Genomic DNA, 16,888 nt, shown 5'->3' with positions numbered 1-16,888 from the left:
CCGGACCACGAAATAAATGCTCGCCTTTCAAAGCAAACAGCACCGTTTCATCGGAGGCGAGGGAAGTCTGTGGTTCTCTGAAAATTGAATGAGAGTTGGGTGACGGCATGGAAACAACCGCCAGTCGCGAGCACACTCTCCGGAAAATCTCCGATTTTCCGGGCCGACGACCTCGAAGTGGGATGAGGAGTGTCTTCCTGAACGTAGTGAAGGAAGGCCAGGAAGTCGCATGCCCGCACAGCGTAAGCGAGCAGGAACGTCTTCCGTTGCTTTTGGTCCAGATTTTTATCGAGGGTCGCAGAGCGACCCTCGCAATAAAAAGGTGGGTTCTTAGTAGATGAGTTCGTCGTCGTTCTCAACCATGTAGAACGTTCGGGCGGCGATGTTGACGGAGTGGTCGCCGATGCGTTCGAGGTCGCGGATCGTGAGCAGGAGACGGGAGACGTCCTGCAGGAGTCGTTCGATTTCTTCCTCCGTGTTCTCTTCGAGTTCGGTCTCGATGAGGTCACGGACGACGAGCGCGCTCGCACGTTCACAGAGGTCGTCGAGGTCTTCGTCGCGCTCGGCGACGGCGTAGCAATCTTCGGCGTCGTTCTCGGCGTAGGCATCCATCGTCACTTCCAGCATGTCGAGGGTGATGTTGCCCAGTTCCTGAATGTTGACTTCGGGGAACACGTCGTGGTCGGCTTCGAGCGTGTACTCGCCGAGGTTGACCGCGAGGTCGGCGATGCGTTCGAGGTCGGTGATGATCTTGAACGACGCGGCGATCATTCGCAGGTCGCTCGCGACGGGCTGTTGGAGCGCGAACAGGTCGATACAGTCCTGTTCGAGCGAGAGATACAGCTCGTTCACCTCGTCGTCGCCCTCGATGACCTCCTGGGCGAGTTCCGGGTCTTTCTGTTCCAGTGCGTTGAGACCGAGACGGAGCCGTTCCATCACGACCTCGCTCATGTAGAGGACGTTCTCACGGAGGTCCGTGAGTTGCGCCTGATAGTCGTTTCGTGGCATATGTTATTATCCGAACTTACCCGTAATGTAATCTTCGACGCGCTGACTTTCCGGGTTCTCGAAGATTTTGTCGGTGTTGTCGTACTCGACGAGTTCGCCGCCGGTGAGGAACACGGCGGTCTGATCGCTGATGCGGGCTGCTTGCTGCATGTTGTGCGTGACGATGACGACCGTGTAGTCCTCCGCGAGGTCCGTGATGAGGTCCTCAATTTTCGAGGTGGCGACGGGGTCGAGCGCGCTCGCCGGTTCGTCCATCAGGATCACGTCCGGACTGACGGCGATGGCGCGTGCGATACAGAGTCGCTGTTGTTGACCGCCGGAGAGACCCATCGCGCTCTCGTCGAGGCGGTCGTTCACCTCGTCCCAAATCGCGGCACCGCGGAGGCTGTCTTCGACCAGTTTTTCGGCTTCCTCGGTGTTCGCACGGCCGAGCAGGCGGTCGATCAGGCCGGTCTTGATCTCGCCGTGCTTGTTCGGCGCGTAGGTGATGTTCTCGCGGATGGATTTCGGGAACGGGTTGGGTTGCTGGAACACCATCCCGACGCGGCGACGGAGTTCCACGAGGTCTATCTCGGCCTCGTTTATCTCCTCGTCGTCGAGTTCTATCGATCCCTCGACGCTCGCGGCGTCGATTTCGTCGTTCATCCGGTTGAGACACCGGAGGAAGGTGGATTTCCCACAGCCGGATGGACCGATGAGCGCCGTCACGCTGTTGGCCGGGATGTCCATCGACACGCTCTGGAGCGCTTGATCGTCGTCGTAGTAGACGTCCAAGTCCTCGACGGAGATTTTCGTCTCCGTTTCGGAGAGGTCTCGGTTCTCTTCCTCGCCGGTACGTTCGGTGGTTACGGACCGCATTGATACGTCTTGATCGCTCTTCGGATCAGGCCCGTTTTGGTCTTCCGATACCGTGCTGTCTTGGTTCTGTTGTGACATTATCGACTACCCTCCATTGAACGCCGTTTGACCGCCCAGATCGCTCGTGCGAGAATGTTCGTCACGAGGATGAGGCCGACGAGGAGAACGGCGGCTCCCCATGCGACGTTGTGCCACGCATCGTACGGCGAGGTGGCGTAGTTGTAGATGAGAATCGACAACGTCGCGGTCTGATCGAACACGCCGTGGAACTCGAACTTCGAGAACCCGGCCGTCCAGATCAGCGGTGCCGTCTCACCAGCCACACGAGCCACTGCGAGCATCGTTCCGGTGATGACGCCGCCCAACGCGGACGGCAGCACGATCCAGAGGGTGGTGTGGGTCCGGTTCACGCCGAGTGCGAGGCTGGCGTCACGGTGTGCCTGCGGAACCAATCCGAGCGCGTCCTCGGTTGCGACCGTTATCCACGGGATGGCGAGGAGGCTCAGTGCGATCCCACCGGCGAACGCGGTAACGCCGCCCATGGCGACGACGACGATGCCGTAAACGACGACACCGGCGATGATGGACGGAAGTCCGGACAGGACTTCGGTGGTGAATCGGACGGTCTGTCCGATGCGATTGTCACCGTATTCGTTGAGATAGATTCCCGAGAGGATACCGATGGGGATGCTGAACAGACAGGAGACCAAGACGACCCAGAAGGTACCGATGATCGCGTTCTGGACACCGCCACCTCCGTCACCCGCCATCGGGGACTGCGGGAGTGTCGTGATGAACTCCAACGAGAGCATCGAGAGCCCCTTCGTGGCGATCATGAAGAGGACGGCTCCGAGCGGGACGATGGCCAACAGGAGCGCGATGACGCAGAGACCGACCATCACGCGGGCCTTCATCTTCCGGTACCGATGTCGTTTACCGGTGGTTTCGAAGGACATCTAGCTCGACCCCTCGTGTGAGAGACGGGTGATTGCAAGCCGAGCAAAGCTGTTCACGACGAATGCGACGAGGAACAACACCAAGCCGACTTCGAACAGCGCCGAGTTGTGGAGTACGCTCGGACTCTGGTTGAACTCGTTCGCGAGGAGCGAACTCATCGTCGCGCCGGGACTGAAGAAGTCCGAGGTTACTTGATACTTATTCCCGATGAGCATGGTCACGGCCATGGTTTCACCGATCGCACGTCCGAGACCGAGGATGATCGCGGAGATGATTCCCGTGCGCGCGTACGGAAGAACGACGCCGGTGATGACCTCCCAGCGCGTCAACCCGAGTGCGATGCCTGCATCGCGCTGGTCCGTCGGGACGCGGATGAGCGACTCCCGACTGAACGACGCGATGATGGGCGTTATCATGAGTGCCAGGACGAGCGACGCGAGCAGCATGTTGTAGCTGTAGGACTGCTGCCCGAAGATGGGAAGCATTCCCAGCGGCGTCGCGTTGATGGCGGGGATGACGTACTTATCGACGATGGGCGCGAAGAACAACAATCCCCAGAGGCCGTAGATTACGCTCGGGATTGCGGCGACCAGTTCGACGAGGAAGACGAACGTCTCCCGGACGATTCCTTTCGTGTACTGGGTGAGCAGGACGGCGATACCGATGCTCACTGGCGCGCCGAGAATGAGCGCCATGAAACTGGTGAGCACCGTTCCGCTGATGAACGGAAGCGCTCCGAACTGCTCTTTGGTCGAGTTCCAACTGGCGGAGGTGAGAAAGCCTACACCGAACTGTTCTATCGACGGCATCGCTCGAAGCAACAGAGAACCGAGGATAACGACGATAATCCCGACGATGACCAAACCGGCCAAAAGCGTAAGCGTTCGGAACGCGGAATCCATCGCCACGCCCTCGTCGGCCGTGGTTAATGCCGTCCGCGTCGTTTCGGCGTCGTTCGTTCCGGACATAATACTCAATTCGGCTTAAAGCACCGTGTCGCCATTAAAGGTCATGTTTTTAAGCGTCGCATTGTCCAGCTTGGCAGCAGGACTGGGCAGCTTCGGGTAGTGGAGTTTCGGCGCGTACTGCTGGCCGTCGTTGACTGCCCACTTGACGAACTTGAGCGTCTTCTTCATTTCCTCCTTCGAGGAGTCTTCGTAGGCCTTGCCGAAGTCCTTGTACATGATGACGTACGTGAACGTCGAGATGGGCCACGATTTCTCGCCGGGGGCGTTGCTGATGGAAACGTCCGACCAGTCGTCCGTTCCCTTCGGAAGGTCGTTCGCCGCGCCGGACGCCGCCGCCGAGACGCCTTCCGGGGACGCTTCGACGAACTTCCCGGCCTTGTTCTTCATCTTGAAGACGTCGAGGTCGTTCTGCTTGGCATAGGTGAGTTCGACGTACCCGATGGCGTTCTTCTGCTTCTTCATCGCCGCCGAGACACCCTCGTTCCCTTTGCCACCGACACCGACCGGCCAGCTAGGGGTTTCGGTCTGTCCGATTTGGCTCTTCCACTTGCTGCTAACCTGACTGAGGTAGCCCGTAAAGCCGTAGGTCGTCCCGGACGCGTCCGAACGGTGTGCGACCGTGATGTTCGCGCTCGGGAGATTGGCGTCGGGGTTGAGCTTCTTCAGCTTCGAGTCGTTCCACTTCTTGATGTTGCCGAGGAAGATGTCGGCGAGGACTTCGCCGGTGATCTTGAGGCTGTCCACGCCCTCGACGCTGAACACGGGTGCAATCGCGCCGAGACTTTCGGGGATGTGGACACAGCCGCCTTCCTTCTGGACCTTCTTGTACTGGTCCTTGCTGAGCGGCGCGTCCGAACCCGCGAACACGACCGTCTTGTCCATCAGGTTGCTCACACCGGCACCGGATCCGATGGAACGGTAGTTGACCTCGACGTCATTTTTCTTGTTGTACTCGTCCGCCCACTTGTTCATCAGTGGGGCGACGAACGACGAACCCGCAGCGTCTATGGAGGATGAGCCACCCGATCCACCGAGGCTACTACATCCCGCAAGCGCGAGTGCGCCCGTCGTTCCCGTTGCCGCGAGGAACTTCCGCCGTGAAACACCGCCTGACGACTTGCCTGACATACACTCAAATCCAAGGACAGAACGTAATAATACGTTGCTATTATTTCTATATAGTCCTCTATTTGGTACTGTTCTACGAACGTTGGGAGATCGCATAATTCACCATCAATTGCCGTAAGCGGCAGATTATCGGCGAGTTAGCAAAGAGACGTTATTTGTACTACGTATGTATTTTCTAATTTTGTTCGTTAAACACGGTGGAACCATCGTCCCGTGGACAAGGATTGGAGCGAGAACCATAGTCTCGGACGATATACTCGCATTTTCAAGATAGTATATAGATATAGTTGGATTTATGGTCTCGGCCAAACCACTCCCCGTGTATGGAGACGCGCAAGGTGCAGGTTACCGGCGGTTCGACGTACACCGTTTCGCTTCCGAAGTCGTGGGCGACGGAGAACGACGTCGAGGCAGGGAGCGTCGTCGAGTTCTACCCCGAATCGGATTCGCTGTTGCTCACGCCGAAGAACGAACGCGGGCAGCTGGAAGGCTCGATCGACATCACGAACCTTCAGGACGAGGAACTACGGCGAGCAGTGTTCACGATGTACGTGAGCGGGTTCGACATCATTACACTAGAGGCGACTCGGATCACCACCGAGCAGCGCCGCACGATCAGTGCCGCAACCCAGAGCCTCGTCGGGTTGGAAGTCCTCGAAGAAACGGGGAACAAGGTCGTAATTCAGGACTTGCTGGACTCCTCCGAACTGTCGATCCACAACGCGGTCACGCGCATGCGACTCATCGCCCTCTCGATGCTCGAAGACGCCGTCACCGCGCTCGCGGAGAACGACAACGACATCGCCCGCGACGTGATCGAGCGCGACGAGGACGTTGACCGCCTCTGGTTCGTCGTCTCGCGTATCTTCCGGGCGACGCTTCGCACGGCGAAGGCGACGGAGGAACTCGGCATGTCCCGCGAGGTGTGTTTCGACTACCATTCGAGCGCCCGGCAACTCGAACGCATCGCCGACCACGCCGCCAAAATCGGCCAGCTCACGCTTCAGCTTCCCGAGATAGACGATGAAGTCATCGAGAGCTACGAGGCGCTCCACGAGGATTCGACGGCCGTCATCGACGAGGCGATGGACGCCCTGCTCACGGACGACAGCGAGGAGGCGACGAAGTTGGCGAACGACGCGCGAGAGTCCATTCTCGACATCGACGAGCACGCGCGCGCGATCGACAAACTCCTGCGCAAGCAGGACCCACAACAGGCACAACTGCTCGGACTGGTGGTCGACTCGCTCTCACGGTGTGCCGACTATGGCGGCAACATCGCCGAGACGGCGCTCCAGAAGGCCGCGCCGCGCCCGTAGGAAAACGAACCCTGACTGCTATTCGACAACTGCTTTTCGAACGTTCGCGTGTCGTCCCCGTTGCCAGACGTACAGCAGTGACGACGCCGAGAATTGCCCGCCCGTGTCCGATTTCGTTGATGGGGAACCGAGTGGTTCTCCGTGGCAATATGTGAGATATTCGATACTCTGCCCGAAACTTTCGCTCGGAACGACGCAGTCGCTACGTTCCCTGCGAATCGAAAGAATCGGGGTCGATTATTCGTCGTCGATGGCGACAGCGTTGACCTGTCCGGTCTGGCCGGGACGGGAGGTCACGCGGGCCTTGCCCTCGTTCGTGACGATGACGGCACCCTTCGTGATGATGTTACGGCGGGCGTAGTTCGGGTTCGCGCCGTTTTCGAGCACGTCCTGAATCGTCGCGCTGACCGTTTCGCCGCCGTCGGTCACGTTGGCGACGTTGGTCGTGAGCGCGCGGATCTTCGAGTTGCGGCCACGGGCGTCCGTGGTGCGGAAACGCGGTTCGCCGACCTGTGTTTCGGTGGGCTGACGGCCGAGTTCGTGCTTTTTCTTCTTGTGGAGGGGCTTCAGTCGTCCACCGGTTCGCTTTCGCGTGGAGCGTCCTTGGTCTTTCATACCGGGAAGGTAGCCTACGAAATACTTCAATGACTCGGTTCGCAGTCCTACATCGCCAGATTTAGGCCCTCGTGTCCAGTCTCGCCGGACGATGAGTCTGCGGATAGCAGTCGCAACGCCGTTTCAGCAGCAAGGGCGCGAACGCATGCGCGAGAGCGAGTTCGTGGTCTCGCTGTCGCTCGACCGGGACTGGTTTTCGCCCGACCAAGCGAAGCGCCTCGTTGACGTCGCCAGCAGTCAGGGATTGTTGTCACACGACGACGACGAACTCGTCGCGGAGTTCGACCCCTCGACAGTCGAGATTCCCGAGGAGTTCGTTCCCGACGAGAGCCTCTTGCAGGAGCAATCGACTTTCGAAAAGGTGCTCGACAAGACCGTCGCACACGGGACGACCAAACAGACCGCGGTCGCCGAAATCAACGAACTCCAGCGGAACGCCGGAATCACCGTCGAGGCCGCCGCGGTCGTCTATGCGCGGAAGAAAGGTATCGACGTGAGCACCGAGGCGACCGAGGCGCTCTCGGATCTCAAAACGTAAACCGACGCTCTCCCAATCCGAACCATGGTCGTTGACGAAATCACGGACGGGGTACGGATCGCACAACTTCTCTCCTCCGAGTTCGACGGCAGGGAGGATCCACCGCTCGATTCCGTCGCCGTCGTGAACGCCGACTCGGACGTCGAACCGACCGAAGACGGGGCGCTCGCCTACGAACTCGAACGCGAAGGGGACGACGACCCGTTCGCGGAGGTGTTCGTCCATCCTGATAGGGTCCGTATCGAACTGACCGGGGACGTCGAAGCCGTCGAACGAAAAGCCGCCGAGTCCGACATTCGCGTCCGCCCGAAGGCGGTTCGCCCGCCTCGCGTTCTCGTGTTCGTGGAAAGCGGCGCGGAGGTCAAACGAGCCGTGGATTCCGTCGTCGAGTCGTTGTACTCCTAGTCCTCGTTCGGTTCGACCAGTTTCGCGATTATCCCCGGAAGCGCGGACACGAGTTCCTCGCGGTCGACGTACGCGTCGGCCGACGGTTCCGGTTCCGGTCCGTCGGGAAACAGAACCTGTACCGTCTTCATCCCGATGTCGCTCGCGCCGCGGATGTCCGCCTCCGGGTTGTCACCGATGTACACCATCTCCTCGGGTCGAACGTCGAGTCGTTCACAGAGCGCATCGAACGCGCGGCGGTCCGGCTTTCCAGCTTCGAGTTCGCCGGTGACGACCGTCGCATCGAAGTACTCCTCCCACCCCAACTGGTGAAGCTTTCCGCGTTGTGCCTCTACCGGGCCGTTCGTGAGCAGGCCGAGGCGATACTCCCGGTGGAGTTCCGAGAGAAGCGACGGGATGTCGCCGACCGACGCGAGCGAGTCCAGAATCGCCTGTTGATAGGCGTCGGTGAGTTCCTCCGCATCCGCTCCGAGACCATCGGCGAGCAGGTCGGCAAAGATGGGTTTCCGCGAGTCACTCGTCAAATGACGACTGTGGGCATCGAGATACTCCTCACGGGTGAGTGATGGAGCACCGACTGCCTTCGTCGCATCCGCGAGCAGTTTCTCTCGCGCCCTCTCGGTCACGGCGAGGGTCTCGTCGAGGTCGAAGCCCACAGCGGTCACAGGCATTGTACAGAACTCATGGGTCCGAACTGTCTTTACCAGTTCGATAACTCCTTGAGCCACCGCGAAAATTTCCGAACATGAACTTCTTCGACCGGCTCGCCGACCGCATCGAGACCACCGACAGCATCGTCTCCATCGGACTCGACCCCGACATCGAACGCATCCCCGACCACCTTCACGAATACGACCTGCCGCGCTGGGCGTTCAACCGGCGCATCATCGACGCGACCCACGAACACGCGGCCGTCTACAAACCCAACGCCGCCTTCTACGAGGACGGCGACGGCTGGGCCGCGCTCACCGAGACCATCGCGTACGCACACGGGAAGGGCGTCCCCGTCCTGTTGGACGCGAAGCGCGGCGACATCGGCAACACGGCCCGTCAGTACGCGAAACTCCTCGATTCGGCCGACGCCATCACCGCAAACCCCTACATGGGACGGGACTCGCTCGACCCGTTCCTCTCGCGCGAGGACAAGGGCGTGTTCATCCTCTGTCGAACCTCCAACCCCGGCGGATCGGACCTGCAAAATCTCGAACTGGCCTCCGGCGAGACGCTGTACGAGTGGGTCGCCTCGCTCGCCGACCTGTGGAACGGCAACGGCAACGTCGGCCTCGTCGTCGGCGCGACGACCCCCGACGAACTCGAAGAACTGCGCGAGCGCGTCCCGGACCTCCCGTTCCTCGTCCCCGGTGTCGGCGCACAGGGCGGCGACGCCGAGGCCGCCGCCACCTACGCCCTCGCGGACGGTGCCGGACTCGTCAACTCCTCCCGCGGCATCATCTTCGCGGGCGAGGACGCGGGCGAGCAGTTCGCCAAGGCCTCTGGGCAAGCGGCGAAACGGCTCAAGAAGCGGCTGAACCAGTATCGATGAACCGGGACGGAGGGGATTCGAAGCTCAGAGTTGGTGTGTCTCGTCGTCCGTATCCGGCGGCGTGATGTCCTCCGCCCCCGGCCCGCTCGGTGTCCGATTTTGCTCCCCGCCGACACCCAACTCGGCCGCACACTCGACGCAGTACCCGCTCGACCGGTTCCAGTGTTCGTCACAGACGAGTGCCCCACAGCGGTCACAGTCGTGCGTCGCCTCCGCTGCTTCACAGATCTGACACAGGCCACTGACGCTCATGGTTCGAGAGACGGGAGCGACAACCATCAGTCTGCGGGCGGCGACGAAAACAGGACGTACGTTTTGGACGACCGAACCCCATCGTACCGCATCGCAAGGGCCACACCTTCCTCTACCGATCACTCGCGTTTCCTAGCCGGTTTCGTTGGGAGATACCTTTACCAGCAGTGGAGCATATATCTACGGTATGAAAGTTCTCGTGACCGGCGGCACCGGATTCATCGGTCGAAACCTCGTCCCCGAACTGCACGAACGCGGCCACGAGGTGACGGCGTTGGCGCGGAACCCGGACGAAGCCGAATTTCCGGACGGCGTCGAGACGGCGATGGGTGACGTGACGGCGTACGCCTCCATCGAGGAGGCATTCGCGGGACAGGATGCGGTCGTCAACCTCGTGGCGCTCTCGCCGTTGTTCAAACCGCCGCGTGGGCTGTCGCACATGAGTGTCCACCTCGTCGGGACGGAGAACGTCGTCCGGGCGGCGGAGGAACACGACGTCGGAAAGATCGTCCAGATGAGCGCGCTGGGGGCCGATCCGTACGGCCCGACGGAGTACATCCGAGCGAAGGGGCGGGCCGAGGAAGTCGTGGAGGAGTCCGACCGCCGGTGGACGATTTTCCGCCCGTCGGTCGTCTTCGGCGACGGCGGCGAGTTCGTCTCGTTCACGAAGAAACTCACGCCGCCGTACCTCGCGCCGCTTCCCGGCGGGGGCAAAACGCGGTTCCAGCCCATCTGGGTGGACGACCTCGTGCCGATACTGGCCGACGGACTGGACGAATCCCACGACGGGCAGATCTACGAGATCGGCGGCCCGGAAGTGTTGACCCTGGCGGAGGTTGCGAAACTCGCTCGATGGGCCGAGGGACAATCGGTTACCGTGCTCCCGATACCGATGGAACTCGCGGGCGTCGGGCTGAAGGTCGGCGGCGCGATTCCGGGATTCCCGATGGGTGCGGACCAGTATCGATCACTGAAGTTCGACAATACGACGTCGGACAACGATGTTCGGAACTTCGACATTAAATCCGAAGAATTGACTACGTTGGAGGAATATCTCGGGATTGAGTCCATCGATCCGACATAACACAAACGAGACTGTTCTGGATATATGCAGACTTAAAGAGGGGGCATATGATACAAATCAAGTCGGGAAGAAAACTGCACTAAAATCCGACGCCGTATTGCGTTTTTGTGCTACGTATGTCCGTAGTTTGAAACAGAACATACCACAAAGTTTATACCCTTATTCCTTCTGTTCTTCTCTCAACGGAGAACGGTACCGAAAAATGAAACTCGCGATGATCGGATTTGGTCAGGCAGGCGGTAAAATCGTCGACAAGTTCCTGGAATACGACCAGCGAACACAGAGCGGCATCGTCCGCGCGGCTGTCGCCGTCAACACTGCCCGTGCTGACCTCATGGGTCTACAGCACGTTCCGGAGGAAAACCGGGTGCTCATCGGACAGTCCCGCGTCAAAGGACACGGCGTGGGTGCGGACAACGAACTCGGCGCGGAAATCGCCGAAGAGGATATCGACGAAGTGCAGGGGGCTATCGACAACATCCCCGTCCACGAGGTGGACGCCTTCCTCATCATCGCCGGAATGGGCGGCGGTTCGGGAAGCGGCGGAGCGCCCGTCGTGGCGAAACATCTGAAGCGAATCTACACCGAACCCGTCTACGGGCTGGGTATCCTGCCCGGTGGCGACGAAGGGGGCATCTACACGCTCAACGCGGCGCGTTCGTTCCAGACGTTCGTCCGCGAAGTGGACAACCTGATGGTGTTCGACAACGACGCGTGGCGCCAATCCGGCGAAAGCATGGAGGGCGGCTACGCGGAGATCAACGAGGAGATCGTCACCCGCTTCGGCATCCTGTTCGGTGCCGGTGAGGTCGGTGGCGGCGACGACGTGGCCGAAAGCGTCGTCGACTCCAGCGAGATCATCAACACGCTCGCCGGTGGCGGCGTCTCCACCATCGGCTACGCCGCGGAGGAAGTCGAGATGCAGAACTCCGGCGGTCTTCTCTCCCGCTTCACCGGCGGCAGTGGCGGACAGGCCAAGGACACGGCACACACGACCAACCGAATCACGAGCCTCGTCCGCAAAGCGGCGCTCGGCCGGTTGACCATGCCCTGTGAGATTCAGGGAACGGAGCGCGCCCTCCTCGTCATGAGCGGGCCGTCCCCTCACCTGAATCGGAAAGGTATCGAGCGCGGTCGCAAGTGGCTCGAAGAGCAGACCGGTAGCATGGAAGTCCGTGGCGGTGACTACCCCGTCAACGAACCCAGCGTCGCCAGCGTCGTCCTGCTCTCGGGAATCACGAACGTTCCACGGATCAAGGAACTCCAGCAGGTCGCCATCGAAGCCCAAGACAACATCGACGACATTCAACAAGAGAGCCAGACGAACCTCGAAAACCTCGTCGAGGATGATGAAGATGAACTCGACCCGTTGTTCTAAGCTATTCGCCCTCCTCCTCGTCGCCACGCTCGCCCTCTCGGCAGTCGCACCTGCCACGGCGATTTCGACGAAGGGGAAGGACGTCCCGAGCGACGCGAAAGTCGGCGACTCCGTCACCGCGACGATGACGCTGACCGACCTCTACAGCAACTACGAGGAGTGGACGCTCCACGGGAAAACTGAACTGACCGACGTGACGTGGACCGTCACGACGTACGACCAAGCGGGTAACCAGAAGGCCAAGAAATCCTACGACGGCCGGACGTTCAACCACTCGCTCGCGCTCGACAGCGACGCGAGCAAAGCGGTCGTGAAGGTGTCCGGTACGGTGCCCGAAGTCGAGAACTTCTCGTACGACCCCCAACAGGCGTTCACGTTCGCAAAACTCAGCCAGACCCGAAAGGGCGGCAACACCGAGGAGATAGAAACGTGGACGGCGAACTACCACACCGAGGACAGCAAGAACGCCCGTAACGCCATCGTGGCCGCACAGGGCGCTATCGACGACGCGTCCTCGGGTGCGAACACGGAGGAGGCGCAGAGCTCCCTCGACGACGCCATCTCGGCGTACAACGGGGAGAACTTCGACCTCGCCACGAACCTCGCCGACAAGGCCAAAAAGAGCGCCAACTCGGCATCGGACAAGGCACAGCAGTCGGAACAACAGAACAAGCTGCTCATGTACGGTGGAATCGCAGTTCTCGTCATCATCATCATCGGCGGTGCTGGGTTCTGGTACCGTTCCCAGCAGCAGAACAACTACCGTCTGCGCTGACGGCGACACACCTTCGACCTTTTTGTCGTCCTCGCTTTCGCAACCACTTAACACGCCGACCGAGTACTTCAGTCCATGCAGGTAGTGGTGCCGTTCGCTGCGGGCGAACCGAAGACGAGACTCGCCGGGACACTGTCGGCCGACGAGCGCCGCGAGTTCGCGCTGGTGATGCTCGAAGACGTTCTCGGGACGATTCGTGCGACCGGTCGGAGCCCACGAGTGCTCACGACCCGCGAAATCGATATCGATGCACCACTCACCATCGACACTCGCCCGCTGACGCCCGCGGTGAACGCGGTACTTGCCGAATCGGTCGAATCAAAGGAGCGGGATTCCACGGCAATCGTGATGGCCGACCTCGCGTTGGCGACCCCGGACGCCCTCGAACGCCTCTTCTCGGCCGACGGCGACGTCGTCCTCGCGCCGGGCCGTGGCGGGGGGACGAACGCGCTCGTCGCCCGCCATCCCGACTTTCGGGTGGATTATCACGGCACCTCGTATCTCGACCACGTCGAAATCGCGGCGGCGGCGAACGCGTCCGTCACCGAACTCGACTCCCATCGCCTCGCGACGGACGTGGACGAACCGGACGACCTCGCGGAAGTGCTGTTGCACGGCGACGGTTCCGCCGGCGATTGGCTCGAAGACGCCGGGTTCTCGCTCTCGGTGACGAGCGGTCGCGTGACGGTCACGCGGTAGGAAAACCCGGAAAACGAACGATCAGACCGCCAGTCGAACCCAGCCGAGCCACGGGATTCGAATCTTCGCTTTGGCGACGATCCACGAGGATTCGACGGGGCTGCTGATCGGCCCGCCGATTCCCCGGTAAACCTGGTCGTACTCGCCGTTGTGGTCGCCCTTGGTGATGAACCCGGCGTGCGGTGCGGGGCAGTTCGGCAACTCCTCGCAGTTGTCCGCGCTTCCGATGAACTTCTGATCCGCCCTATCGTACCAGTTCTCGTTCTTTTGCACCCAGAACCGAGCACGATGGATGATCGGTGTCTCCCCGGTCGCGCCGTCCGGCCGATAGATGATCACGTCCCCGTAGCTATGGAACGACCGATAGCCCGACCCCTTCCCCGCGCGATACGGCACGACACCCGTGTCGCCGTACGACCCATCCCCGACGAATCGCCCTTTCTCTATCACGACGATGAGATCGCCCTTCTCCATGTGCGGTTGCATGCTGCCGCTCTCGACGGCGACCATGGGCGGCCACACACCCGTGATCGCAAACAGGAGGGCACCGATGGCGACGAGCCACAGTAGCGTCTTCAGTAGGTCGCGGAGCAGGGGAACTGGCTCCTCGTCGGTCGTCCGAAACCAGTGGAGTAGTTCCTTCGGCCCGGCATCGCTTGGCGGGGACATCTACCGGTTCGTATTTTGTATCGTTGCTTGAAACTTCGGATTCGGGGAGTGGGGGATTCGTTTCCGACCCGAAGCTCCAAACCCTTTTACCCCTCCTTCCGTAGCCCACGGTATGATTCCGGGGGCCGAAGAGTACGACATCGACATCACTTTCGACGAAGCGGAAATCGACCGACTGCTCGCCGTCACCCCGGCGGACGCGTCGCCCGCCGACGCGCTGACCTACGCGAAGAACGTCTTCGTTCCGCTGACGACGGCGTGTCGCTACACCTGCACGTACTGCACCTACTTCGACGCGCCGGGGCAGGCGTCGCTGCTGTCCCCCGAGGAGGTTCGGGACATCCTCGAAACCGGCGTCGATGCGGGCTGTACCGAGGCGCTGTTCACCTTCGGCGACGACCCCGACGACCGCTACACGCGGATTCACGAGCAGTTGGACGAGTGGGGCCACGACTCGATTCACTCCTACCTCCGGGAAGTGTGCGAACTCGCGCTGGACGTGGGTCTGCTTCCCCACTCGAATCCGGGCGACCAGACCCGCGAGCAGATGGAACTCGTCGCGGACGTGAACGCCAGCATGGGCGTGATGCTGGAGACGACGGCAGACGTGGACGCACACGCTGGTCCGCGACGGAAGAATCCGGGCCAGCGACTCGCCACGATTCGCAACGCGGGCGAACTCGGGGTTCCGTTCACGACCGGACTGCTCGTCGGCATCGGCGAGGAGTGGCGCGACAGGGCCGAGAGCCTGTTGGCGATTCGGGAACTGCACGAACGGTACGGACACGTTCAGGAGATCATCGTTCAGAACGTCGTCCCGAACGAGCGCTCGCGGTTCGAGCAACCGTCGGTCGAGACCATGCGCCGGGTCGTGGCGATGGCGCGGGTGGCGCTTCCGGACGAGATTTCGGTGCAGGTGCCGCCGAACCTCTCGCCGACGCGGGAACTGCTCGACTGCGGCGTGGACGATCTGGGCGGCGTGTCGCCCGTCACGGACGATTACATCAATCCGGACTACGAATGGCCCGCCCTGCGCGAACTGGAGGACATCGCGGAATCGGCGGGTGTTCCGCTCCACGAGCGTCTCCCGGTGTACGAACGATACGTCGCGAACGAGTGGGTTTCCGACCGAATTCGGACGGAGATCGACGCGAATACCGACGCCGGTCGGCGATACCGGGACGTTTTGGGGCGCTAATTCGGCCGGAACGGGATCGTCAGTCGAGAATCGTCAGTCGAGGAGCGGCGTACCGTCCGCACACGGGCCGAGCGTCGGGCCGAACGGCGGGTCGTCGGGGTCGATTTCGCGGATCTGCCGGTAGTCGGTCGAACGCTCCGCCGGAGTGCGGCCGATGGTCGTTATCATCTCGACGTATTCCTCGAAGGAGCGGAACTCGCCGAACTGGCCGCCCGCGCGTTTCGTGATCTCCTCCGAGAGGATGGTGCCCATGAAGTCGTTCGCGCCACAGGAGAGCATCTTGAGTCCCTGTTCGTCGCCGTATTTGACCCACGATGACTGGATGTTCTCGATGTTGTCCAAGAAGAGTCGGGCGACGGCGATGAGCAGTTCGTCCTCGTGGATGCTCGCTCCGTTCTCGACCATCCCGCGCTCGTACAGCGGCGTGTTCTGATGGATAAACGAGAGCGGGACGAACTCCGTTATCGCTCCCGTTCGGTCCTGTAACTCGCGGAGTTTTTCGAGATGCATCACGCGGTGCATCTCGTTTTCGACGTGGCCGTACATGATGGTCGCCGTCGTGTCGAGGCCGACGTTCGCGGCGGCCTCCATGGACTCCATCCACTCGTCCGTACGGATCTTTCCGGGACAGATGACGCCCCGCACCTCGTCCACCAGAATCTCGGCGGCGGTGCCCGGCGCGCTGTCGAGTCCGGCGGCCTTCAGCCTGCGGTACACCTCCTCGTAACTCCAGTCCGTGCCGCGACGGGCGTGATACGCTTCCTCGGGCGTCATCGAGTGGATGTGAATGCCGGGAAGGCTCATCGCGCGAATCTGATCGACGTACGTCGCGGGGTCGGTTTTGTACTCGTCCGGGTGTTTGAAGTTCAAATCGCCGCGCTCGCTCGCATCGAGGATTTCGAGGTGTTCGTCGTCGAGCGCGAGTCCGGGGTGGAGACCGCTGACCGACGTAACCTCGTAGATGCCGCGTTCGCGTGCGTCGGCGACGATTTCACGGGATTCGTCCGGCGTTTTCGTGAATCCGCCGTGATCCTCGTCCGCGCCGACCTCGAAGTTCCGTGCGGTGTTCTTGAAGTTGCAGAAGAGACAACCGGTGTTGCACGCCGTCGTGACGTTGTTGTTCAGGTTGGCGACGAACGTGACCGTGTCGCCGACGACTTCCTCGCGGCGGCGGTCGGCGGCCTCCAACACGCGCTCCTTTCGGACGAGGTCGATGCCGGGGTGGTCGGTGCCGGTCGTCAGCAGTTCGACGCCGTCGGCGACCGTCAGTCGGTCGCCGTTTCGCGCCCGTTCGAGGGCGTTCTCGAACGATTGATCCGTCTCCGGGACGTGTTCGAACCCGAACCGGTCCCGTGGGATGTTGCTCTCCGCGCGCACGTTAGCCATGGGACAATCATCCCGTCCGACCCCCAAAAATCGCAGGGTCACGGCAGACACCACTGCATGCATATGTACATCTTTCGGCCACATGTCGGCTCAGTTCAGCACGAAGAT

Annotated in this window: 19 protein-coding genes; 9 read left to right on the top strand and 10 right to left on the bottom strand. The window is 61.2% G+C overall.

All coding sequences use genetic code 11. The features are described from left to right. Positions 1 to 330: 330 nt before the first annotated feature. The 5 genes from phoU to pstS all read right to left on the bottom strand — a co-directional run bounded on the left by phoU (position 331) and on the right by pstS (position 4,919). Positions 331 to 1,008, bottom strand: coding sequence for a phosphate signaling complex protein PhoU (phoU, locus tag NKF26_RS03505; protein WP_253225361.1), 678 nt, complete (start codon positions 1,006 to 1,008; stop codon positions 331 to 333). Positions 1,009 to 1,014: 6 nt separating this feature from the next. After that, complete coding sequence (pstB, locus tag NKF26_RS03500; protein ID WP_253225360.1) at positions 1,015 to 1,866, bottom strand: phosphate ABC transporter ATP-binding protein PstB; 852 nt, start codon at positions 1,864 to 1,866, stop codon at positions 1,015 to 1,017. 77 nt (positions 1,867 to 1,943) lie between these two features. Then, positions 1,944 to 2,822, bottom strand: coding sequence for a phosphate ABC transporter permease PstA (pstA, locus tag NKF26_RS03495; RefSeq protein ID WP_082837726.1), 879 nt, complete (start codon positions 2,820 to 2,822; stop codon positions 1,944 to 1,946). Then, positions 2,823 to 3,791 carry a phosphate ABC transporter permease subunit PstC gene (gene pstC / locus NKF26_RS03490; RefSeq protein ID WP_253225359.1) on the bottom strand — a complete coding sequence of 323 codons (969 nt, stop codon included), beginning with the start codon at positions 3,789 to 3,791 and terminating at the stop codon, positions 2,823 to 2,825. 15 nt (positions 3,792 to 3,806) lie between these two features. Continuing rightward, positions 3,807 to 4,919: a phosphate ABC transporter substrate-binding protein PstS gene (gene pstS / locus NKF26_RS03485; protein ID WP_253225358.1), complete on the bottom strand. Its 1,113-nt coding sequence runs from the start codon at positions 4,917 to 4,919 to the stop codon at positions 3,807 to 3,809. Positions 4,920 to 5,242: 323 nt separating this feature from the next. Here pstS and NKF26_RS03480 point away from each other — a divergent pair, with 323 nt between their 5' ends. Beyond that, positions 5,243 to 6,238: a phosphate uptake regulator PhoU gene (locus tag NKF26_RS03480; protein ID WP_253225357.1), complete on the top strand. Its 996-nt coding sequence runs from the start codon at positions 5,243 to 5,245 to the stop codon at positions 6,236 to 6,238. A gap of 237 nt (positions 6,239 to 6,475) precedes the next feature. On the opposite strand, the gene NKF26_RS03475 is transcribed toward NKF26_RS03480, so the two are convergent. Then, a complete protein-coding gene (locus NKF26_RS03475) occupies positions 6,476 to 6,853 on the bottom strand; it encodes a 30S ribosomal protein S8e (RefSeq protein ID WP_253225356.1) in 378 nt (125 codons plus the stop codon). 91 nt (positions 6,854 to 6,944) lie between these two features. On the opposite strand from NKF26_RS03475, the gene NKF26_RS03470 reads away from it, so the two are divergent. Continuing rightward, positions 6,945 to 7,391, top strand: coding sequence for a DUF2240 family protein (locus tag NKF26_RS03470; protein ID WP_253225355.1), 447 nt, complete (start codon positions 6,945 to 6,947; stop codon positions 7,389 to 7,391). A 24-nt stretch (positions 7,392 to 7,415) separates the two neighbouring features. Beyond that, the gene (locus NKF26_RS03465) at positions 7,416 to 7,796 is read left to right on the top strand and encodes a hypothetical protein (protein ID WP_253225354.1); all 381 of its coding nucleotides are present in this window, start codon (positions 7,416 to 7,418) and stop codon (positions 7,794 to 7,796) included. Here the strand turns inward: NKF26_RS03465 and NKF26_RS03460 are convergent. After that, on the bottom strand, positions 7,793 to 8,467 hold the full coding sequence (locus NKF26_RS03460) for an HAD family hydrolase (RefSeq protein ID WP_253225353.1): 675 nt from the start codon (positions 8,465 to 8,467) through the stop codon (positions 7,793 to 7,795). The two genes, NKF26_RS03465 and NKF26_RS03460, sit on opposite strands and share 4 nt — an antisense overlap. 74 nt (positions 8,468 to 8,541) lie before the next feature. On the opposite strand from NKF26_RS03460, the gene pyrF reads away from it, so the two are divergent. Next, entirely contained in the window at positions 8,542 to 9,339 is a 798-nt protein-coding gene (pyrF, locus tag NKF26_RS03455) for an orotidine-5'-phosphate decarboxylase (RefSeq protein WP_253225352.1), read from the top strand. 24 nt (positions 9,340 to 9,363) lie between these two features. Here pyrF and NKF26_RS03450 read toward each other — a convergent pair whose 3' ends face one another. Then, the gene (locus tag NKF26_RS03450) at positions 9,364 to 9,591 is read right to left on the bottom strand and encodes a hypothetical protein (RefSeq protein ID WP_190303713.1); all 228 of its coding nucleotides are present in this window, start codon (positions 9,589 to 9,591) and stop codon (positions 9,364 to 9,366) included. 187 nt (positions 9,592 to 9,778) lie between these two features. Here NKF26_RS03450 and NKF26_RS03445 point away from each other — a divergent pair, with 187 nt between their 5' ends. The 4 genes from NKF26_RS03445 (at position 9,779) to cofC (ending at position 13,527) form a co-directional block, all read left to right on the top strand. Continuing rightward, positions 9,779 to 10,675, top strand: a complete 897-nt coding sequence (locus tag NKF26_RS03445) for a complex I NDUFA9 subunit family protein (protein WP_253225351.1) — start codon at positions 9,779 to 9,781, stop codon at positions 10,673 to 10,675. A 202-nt stretch (positions 10,676 to 10,877) separates the two neighbouring features. Then, positions 10,878 to 12,053: a tubulin/FtsZ family protein gene (locus NKF26_RS03440; RefSeq protein ID WP_253225350.1), complete on the top strand. Its 1,176-nt coding sequence runs from the start codon at positions 10,878 to 10,880 to the stop codon at positions 12,051 to 12,053. Beyond that, positions 12,031 to 12,828, top strand: a complete 798-nt coding sequence (locus NKF26_RS03435) for a DUF4398 domain-containing protein (RefSeq protein WP_253225349.1) — start codon at positions 12,031 to 12,033, stop codon at positions 12,826 to 12,828. Before NKF26_RS03440 ends, NKF26_RS03435 begins: the two co-directional genes overlap by 23 nt. A 75-nt stretch (positions 12,829 to 12,903) precedes the next feature. Then, positions 12,904 to 13,527 carry a 2-phospho-L-lactate guanylyltransferase gene (cofC, locus tag NKF26_RS03430; RefSeq protein WP_253225348.1) on the top strand — a complete coding sequence of 208 codons (624 nt, stop codon included), beginning with the start codon at positions 12,904 to 12,906 and terminating at the stop codon, positions 13,525 to 13,527. 21 nt (positions 13,528 to 13,548) lie between these two features. Here the strand turns inward: cofC and NKF26_RS03425 are convergent, their stop codons facing one another. Then, positions 13,549 to 14,196: a S26 family signal peptidase gene (locus NKF26_RS03425; protein WP_066141213.1), complete on the bottom strand. Its 648-nt coding sequence runs from the start codon at positions 14,194 to 14,196 to the stop codon at positions 13,549 to 13,551. 112 nt (positions 14,197 to 14,308) lie between these two features. On the opposite strand from NKF26_RS03425, the gene cofG reads away from it, so the two are divergent. Beyond that, positions 14,309 to 15,394: a 7,8-didemethyl-8-hydroxy-5-deazariboflavin synthase subunit CofG gene (gene cofG / locus NKF26_RS03420; RefSeq protein WP_253225347.1), complete on the top strand. Its 1,086-nt coding sequence runs from the start codon at positions 14,309 to 14,311 to the stop codon at positions 15,392 to 15,394. 33 nt (positions 15,395 to 15,427) lie between these two features. On the opposite strand, the gene cofH is transcribed toward cofG, so the two are convergent. Further along, positions 15,428 to 16,780 carry a 7,8-didemethyl-8-hydroxy-5-deazariboflavin synthase subunit CofH gene (cofH, locus tag NKF26_RS03415; protein ID WP_253225346.1) on the bottom strand — a complete coding sequence of 451 codons (1,353 nt, stop codon included), beginning with the start codon at positions 16,778 to 16,780 and terminating at the stop codon, positions 15,428 to 15,430. Positions 16,781 to 16,888: the final 108 nt, after the last annotated feature.

This window comes from Haladaptatus sp. AB618, assembly GCF_024136965.1.
Taxonomy (GTDB): domain Archaea; phylum Halobacteriota; class Halobacteria; order Halobacteriales; family Haladaptataceae; genus Haladaptatus.
Note: the sequence above shows the minus strand (reverse complement) of the source record. Positions and strands in the feature narration are given on the sequence as shown.